The organism is Flavonifractor sp. An9 (genome assembly GCF_002161245.1).
Taxonomy (GTDB): Bacteria; Bacillota; Clostridia; order Oscillospirales; family Oscillospiraceae; genus Flavonifractor; species Flavonifractor avicola.
Window position 1 is genome coordinate 1 of the sequence record NZ_NFHC01000046.1, and the last position, 6,729, is coordinate 6,729.

Annotated in this window: 5 protein-coding genes, 1 tRNA gene and 2 pseudogenes; 3 read left to right on the forward strand and 5 right to left on the reverse strand. The window is 45.6% G+C overall.

Annotated elements, in window-relative coordinates; translation table 11 throughout:
• Positions 1–163 precede the first annotated feature (163 nt).
• The 5 genes and pseudogenes from B5G40_RS16370 to B5G40_RS16390 all read right to left on the reverse strand — a co-directional run bounded on the left by B5G40_RS16370 (position 164) and on the right by B5G40_RS16390 (position 5,031).
• A pseudogene (locus B5G40_RS16370) lies at positions 164–1,353 on the reverse strand (IS256 family transposase).
• A 200-nt stretch (positions 1,354–1,553) separates the two neighbouring features.
• Complete coding sequence (locus B5G40_RS16375; RefSeq protein ID WP_087327808.1) at positions 1,554–1,820, reverse strand: DUF6809 family protein; 267 nt, start codon at positions 1,818–1,820, stop codon at positions 1,554–1,556.
• Between the two features lie 172 nt (positions 1,821–1,992).
• Positions 1,993–2,068: transfer RNA gene (locus B5G40_RS16380), tRNA-Thr, on the reverse strand.
• Positions 2,069–2,531: 463 nt separating this feature from the next.
• Positions 2,532–3,170 carry a YkgJ family cysteine cluster protein gene (locus tag B5G40_RS16385; RefSeq protein ID WP_143383451.1) on the reverse strand — a complete coding sequence of 213 codons (639 nt, stop codon included), beginning with the start codon at positions 3,168–3,170 and terminating at the stop codon, positions 2,532–2,534.
• Between the two features lie 55 nt (positions 3,171–3,225).
• Positions 3,226–5,031, reverse strand: coding sequence for an AIPR family protein (locus B5G40_RS16390; RefSeq protein ID WP_087400706.1), 1,806 nt, complete (start codon positions 5,029–5,031; stop codon positions 3,226–3,228).
• Positions 5,032–5,274: 243 nt separating this feature from the next.
• On the opposite strand from B5G40_RS16390, the gene B5G40_RS17020 reads away from it, so the two are divergent.
• The 3 genes and pseudogenes from B5G40_RS17020 to B5G40_RS16400 all read left to right on the forward strand — a co-directional run.
• The gene (locus B5G40_RS17020; protein WP_158099565.1) at positions 5,275–5,424 is read left to right on the forward strand and encodes a hypothetical protein; all 150 of its coding nucleotides are present in this window, start codon (positions 5,275–5,277) and stop codon (positions 5,422–5,424) included.
• Positions 5,411–6,367, forward strand: a pseudogene (locus tag B5G40_RS16395) (type IV secretory system conjugative DNA transfer family protein); the annotation flags it as partial. The gene B5G40_RS17020 and the pseudogene B5G40_RS16395, both read left to right, overlap by 14 nt.
• Positions 6,368–6,457: 90 nt before the next feature.
• Positions 6,458–6,729 (forward strand): recombinase family protein (locus tag B5G40_RS16400; protein ID WP_158099566.1); only part of this gene is annotated, 272 nt, incomplete at its 3' end.

Consider the following 6,729-nt stretch of genomic DNA (forward strand, 5'->3'; position numbering starts at 1 on the left):
TGCCATGGCATTAAATCTCAAGAGGATGGTTAAGGCCATCTTTTCCGCAATACATATGGATAAAATATGGGCTGAGAATATAATTTTTCGGCCCATATTTTATCTTTGTCAACAGGTCCAGAATTTTTCGCACTTTAGTTCGCAGACTCTGTTGTAAATGAAGTCAGCCAGCAATGGAGGCATCCTCAACGGAAGCCTCCAGATGCTTCATATTCATGTACTTCTTGTTGCCCAACTGGGTACCAGCCACATGGCGGAGCCGGGCACAGACCAACATCAAAGCAGAGTTGCCGTCCGGGAAGCTGCCAACTACACGGGTGCGGCGGCGGATCTCCCGGTTCAGCCTCTCAATGACATTGTTAGTACGGATACGAGTCCAGTGCTCGCTGGGAAAATCGCAGTAAGTCAGTGTTTCCTCAATGCCATTCTCCACCTTCTTGGCAGCCTCTTTCAGCTTCATGGAGCGCAGCTCCTCCACCACAGCCTTAGCCTTTTCACGGGCAGCTTTCTTGCTCTCCTGAGCGTGGATCGCCTTGAGCATTTTAGCTACCAGCTTTACCTTGGAGCGAGGTGTGACTGAGAACACATTACGGTAAAAATGGACGGTACACCGCTGGTATTTAGCCTCAGGAAACACTTCGCCACGGCCTCCAGCATACCAAGGCACTTGTCGCCAACAATGAGTTTCACGCCATCCAGGCCACGCCCACGGAGCCATTGAAAGAAGCTGATCCAGCTGGCCTTGTCCTCCTTCATACCCTCAGCGGCGCCCAAAACCTCACGGTATCCATCCTCATTGACCGCGATTGCCACCAGAATAGCCACATTTTCAAACTCCCCACCCCAGTTGCGGCGCAGGTAGATCCCATCCACATAGACATACGGATAGCGTCCGCCCTGCAGAGGACGGTTCCGCCAATCCTCAATATGGACATACGCTTTTTTGTTCAGCTCACTGATGGTGGAGGGAGAGACCTTGCTGCCCCAGAGGGCCTCGGTGATGTCCTCCACACGCCGGACGGATATGCCGGCTAGGTACATCTCAATGAGAGCCTCTTCCACACTGCTCTCCCGGCGGCGATACCGTTCAATGATGGCAGTCTCAAAGGAGATTCCCTTGAGCTTAGGCACCTTGAGAGTGACATCCCCGGAAGTGGTGGTGAGGTTGCGGTTATAGTGGCCGCTGCGGTAGCCCTGGCGCTGCTCGTTGCGCTCGTACCGGGCCGCTTGGGTCAATTTCTCTGCCTCGGCCTCCAGCAACTCGTTGAGCGTTTCTTCTACACTTCCACGCACAAGTTCCTTGAGTTGGCCCTTGATAACATCCTCATTTAGCTGTACAATCTTTTCCGACATGGTTTGCTGTCTCCTTTCGAATGGTGTGTCGCGACTTCATTCTACCAGAGATCTGCAAACCATGTCTCTTTTTGTTTTTACGAAACTTATTCTACCTGACCCAAGTACCAGCATCCAAGCTGCTGGAGTTTGACTGAACCTGAAAACTTCCTGAACTAAATATAACACGGGTTGCCGACATCGGCAACCCGTGTTTCCAATTATTCCACAAAAAGGTCAAGAGCAAAAGTAGCACCCATACGGAAAGCATACATAAACATCCTTTGTAACTCCATATTACTCTGGACTGTCCTCAAATGCTTTAACTCCTGGCACACTTTCTGTTCTTTTTTAGACCTACCCACCATCAGGGAGTGTTCCAACTGCTCAATCTTGCGGGAGTACATCTTGTAGACTGGATCATCTGAACACCCAAACTGTTCCCAAGGTCTGACTTCACCCAGAAAGAATTCTTCCAAAATGCCCATATCCTCACCACCTATATTCTTTTGGTGGGGACATGATACCTCTTCCAAAGGGAAGAGCCAAGGGCCAGTTTTTGAAGATGTATCTTCAAAATGTCCTGTTGACCATCGTTGACCAAATGGGCAACAGGTGGGCAACAAAAAGACCGTTTACCAATGTGGTAAACGGTCTTTCTGGAGCTGGAAACGTGACTTGAACACGCGACCTGCTGATTACGAATCAGCTGCTCTACCGACTGAGCTATTCCAGCAAACAGCATTTTTGATCACTTTTTTGGCCTTTTCGACTATCTCATTTTTGGAATAGAAGAAAAGTCAAGTGGGGCAAGGACTTTCTCACACCCCACTTGCGACTATCTCATTACGAGTGAGCTGCTCTACCTCTGAGCCACACTAGCGCATAATTTATTCCAAATTACCTGTAACATGATACAATAGAAGAAACAAATTGTCAAGGAGAATTCTCGGTGGTGGGGGAGCTGCTCATAATGCTCTGACATTATGGTAAGCCCTCCACACAATCTAGCGTTTTGTGTTGCTATGGATGTAAATAAAATGCGGAGTGCCTTTGCAGGATACTCAGATCCTATAAGGACACTCCGCATGGTCGGAGTGTAATTATAGGACTTGGAAAAGTCCAGTCATATCAATGGTTTGCAAGCCGTCAACAAGAGGTTTTATCTCCTAGCATTTTCAAAACCAATACCTTGAAGATTATGTATGATCTTCTCCAATATGTAAGTCTCTTTTCAAATCAGGATTTCTGATAGGGAGTGGGGACAAGCAAAGCCATTCGGACACAAGATGATATTTTTCTTCATGATCACATGGTTTATATATTTGATTGAGACACAGATATTTTGTTTCGGAGTTAAAATTTTGAAGTACAGGAAATTTAGTGTTTGCAATTCTACTAGCGGTTTCGCTGTCAAGTTGTTTCCTAATAGATTGAAAGTTGCAATCTTCAGAAACCATGCTATACCGCAACTCTTTATCCGGAGTGATTACAGCTTGGAACGGTGTATATCGACAATTTTCGGGTCGTACCTCATGTATAAGACATTTGGTATCGGTTCTAAAAATACATATATTTCCGGACTGAATATTTTCAATCAGCAAGGATTTTTCATCATCGAGTAATCCGCTTACAAACTGTTTAATCGAATTCCATTCGTGTTCGTCAACAGAAACATCTGCACCAATACAGCACTTCCCACTGTTTTTGCAGGGAAAACAGCAGTTCCAATAGGGTTCCTGCGATAATAGTTCCTGTATGGATTTTTCTAAGTCACTTAGCATTTTAATACCTTCTTGCTGATTTAATCTAATATAGTTATTTTGTTTGAGAGGCACTACACAAGTATTTAGCTTGTGTAGTGCCTCTTCCCATAACTAGGATTGAGCCTGCTTACTGAGCAATACTTGCCACTACTTTTAGTTTCTCTGTAATTGCAGCCGTTTTGGCATTTTCGGAATCAGCCAAATCACTTACTGTCTCTGCAATAATACTACAGGCTCTATTTATATACAGCGGTAACTCGTTAGAATTATTTAAGATGGACTGCATTTTTTGACACAATTTCTCCATTTTGTGTGAATTAAGAGGAGGCTGCGGTTTCCCTTCGAGAACTAAGTATTTAATAAGCATCAAAATATGATAGCGATAGCGGTTGTATTGCTGATCAATTTGCTTGTTTCTAATGAGATATTCAATTTTGTATAAAGCGTAGGCTGACACATAGTAGGCAATAGGAAGATGGTCACTATTAAACATATCATTACTATCTTTGAGCAATCGGCCATAATATCTACTTGCTAAATGAGGTTTATCTAGGAACATTGAAGAAAAAGACTTAATTTGAGTAGGTATTGTTATAATACGCACCTTTTCTATTTCTGTAGTGTTTGCGTACTGTTTGGATCGCCGTTCATAATAAAGCCGTTGTGTACCAGAATATGTTTGGTAATATGCCTCCAGTTTTTTATTAAAATCATTGAGAGCCATGAGTTGCTCATCTGACACCTCAGTCTGGCGATTTGTTGCTTTAACTATTTTACTAACAGTATCTTCATCCGAAGTTGAGATTATTTTGACGGAAACATAAACACTGTCACTAATAAGATCTTTGTTGTAATATAAAACATGGCTGGTCTGACAACCGTTTACAATCTGATAATCTCCCAATAAAAATCGATTACGAACAATATTTCTGAGTTCTTTGCAGATTATAGTAATTCCATTATTTAGAATTACAAATTTATCTGAATCCGGACTTGACAGGGTTTCTGCAATTTCACGATTAACATCATTTTCACCTTGAAAATCTCTTACATTATCATACAAAATACTCTTTATTACGCCCTCATCATCACTGACGAGAGATAGGAAACTTTTAGCCGGAAGTATTCCTAAGTATGCTTCGCTGATGCCATTCATTTCTGGTAGGGTTATTCTTTCTGGAAAGTCTATCTCTACTTGGATTTTGTCGATAGTAGCTTTGAATAACCGTTGCAGATAATCGGCATCTACAGGTGTAAAAATAACATCTGAAAACAAGTTTTCAGAAATAAGATCACTACGAACTCCCTCAACTCGTGACAGTACATTTTGATCTTCTGTCCAACGGCCCGTTGTTACATAGTAAAGCAGACATTTAGGCTTATTTCTGACAGAAACCATATTGCTTAAAATGTGAGATATAATGGACGCTTTTTCCTTTATTTCATCATTTTGTACCATCTCGGGTTGTTCCTTGAAAAGATCGTGAACCCCAAAGCCAAATGTTGCAATATCGCCGCCATTAAAAGATGCCGATGTTTTTGCTTGTACGAAAATGAACTTTAAGTCAGTGATGGAGCGTGTTTGATCTACTAAATCATCAAACTCTTCAGGAGAATGAATCAGGACATTATTTGCAATTATTGCAATGCCATCAATACCGCTGTCTCCGCCACCACCTGTTACGATGTCGGATAAATCAAAGGATTCTGAGTATTCACGTGAAAGTACACAATAGCACGAAAAAAGTTCAAAAAGTCTGCTTTCATCCGTTATATTGTGAAGTTCTTGGGATGCGGCAAAATTATTCATATAACCCTTAGTAATGCGATCCACTATTCCACCTCCGCAATTTATATAAAATACAGGCATCTTACAATTTCTGCTGCAATTATACATCATTTCTATTGTTTCAACAATATCGTCGATGCTCATTTATGCTGCCTAACGGGACTACGGGCGGCGTTTTCATATAGGAAAATCCGAAGGGAGGAGATAACCCCACCGGCCAGCTATGAGGCTGGCTTTTTCCATTTCACGACAAAGGAGGTTTTTCATTGGCTGATGACAAAAAGAATATTCCCGATGCTGGGAAGGTAAACGAGCCCGCAAAGGCGGAGAACACGGAAGTATCTGCTGTTTTTCAAGAGCAAACAGGCTGACGCCATCACCGCCTGTATGTCGGAGTATTCCAGGCGGGTGTTGGGAAAGGAGAAGTCCCGGCGTGTTCCCATTCTGGAACAGCTCAAAAAGGCCAAGGCCCATGTGCGGCAGCAGCCCCAGCGGGAGCAGGAACGAGTAAAGGAGGCGGCGCGTGAAGATCGGTAACATCAAAAAAGTTCTTCTGCCGAACCTGCCCTACCTGTTCTTCCTGTGGGCGTTTTTGAAGATCGGCACGGCCTACCGGCTGGCCGAGGGCGCGGACTTCGCCCATAAACTCATAGGGCTGGGCCGGACCATTGGTCCGGCCTTTGCCGACTTTGCCCCAGGGCTCCACCCCTTTGACTGGCTGGTGGGGATCGCGGGAGCGGTGATCCTGTGGCTGGTAGTCTATGCCAAGGCGAAAAAGGCGAGCAAATATCGCCGGGACGAGGAATACGGATCGGCCCGCTGGGGCACAGCCAAAGACATCGAGCCCTTTGTCGATCCCAAGTTTGAAAACAATGTGATCCTCACCGGGACGGAACGGCTCACCATGAATACCCGGCCTAAAAATCCAGCCAACGCCCGCAACCTCAACGCCTGCGTGATCGGCTCGTCCGGCAGCGGCAAAACCCGTTTCTGGCTGACGCCCCAGCTGCTCCAGGCCCATTCCTCCTATGTGGTGGTGGACCCCAAGGGCGGCACCCTGTCCCAAGTGGGCTATTTTCTCCAACGAAAAAAGGGGTACAAAGTCAAAGTGTTCAACAGCATCGACTTTTCCAAGTCCATGCACTATAACCCCCTGGCCTATGTACGCAACGAGGCGGACATTTTGAAGTTCGTGGACACCCTGATCAGCAACACCAAGGGAGAGGGCAAAGAAAGTGATCCATTCTGGACCAAGGCCGAGACGCTGCTGTACTGCGCCCTGATCGCCTATATCATCTTTGAGGGACCGCCGGAGGACCGGAATATCAATATGCTGGTGGACATGATCGGCGGCATGGAGGTGAAGGAAAACGACGAGGACTACATGAACGCGGTGGATTATATGTTCGCCGGGCTGGAAAAGCGCAAGCCGGATTGTTTTGCGGTCAAGCAGTACAAGAAGTACAAACTTGCCAGCGGAGATGTATGCTCTAAGTGACTTCTTAATCATGGTTTTGTCATGGTTAGTGAAGCAGTCACTTAGAGCATTTTCATTTCAGGAGGTACAGCCATGAGAAACGAGAAAATCACCCCTCTGTATGAGCGTTTGAGCCGCGATGATGAGTTACAGGGCGAGAGCAACTCCATCTCCAACCAGAAAAAGATGTTAGAGGACTATGCTCGCCGGAGCGGGCTGCCGAACCCCACCCACTTCACCGATGACGGCGTATCAGGAACCCGCTTTGACCGTCCCGGCTTTCTGGCGATGATGGAGGAAGTCGAGGCCGGACGGGTGGAGGCCATCGTCATAAAGGACATGAGCCGCCTGGGGCGCGACTATCT

Bases quoted from the DNA above. Each gene is read 5' to 3' on its own strand.
- B5G40_RS16375 (WP_087327808.1), bottom strand. From the start codon at position 1,820: ATGGGCATTTTGGAAGAATTCTTTCTGGGTGAAGTCAGACCTTGGGAA.
- B5G40_RS16390 (WP_087400706.1), bottom strand. From the start codon at position 5,031: ATGAGCATCGACGATATTGTTGAAACAATAGAAATGATGTATAATTGC.
- B5G40_RS17020 (WP_158099565.1), top strand. From the start codon at position 5,275: ATGTCGGAGTATTCCAGGCGGGTGTTGGGAAAGGAGAAGTCCCGGCGT.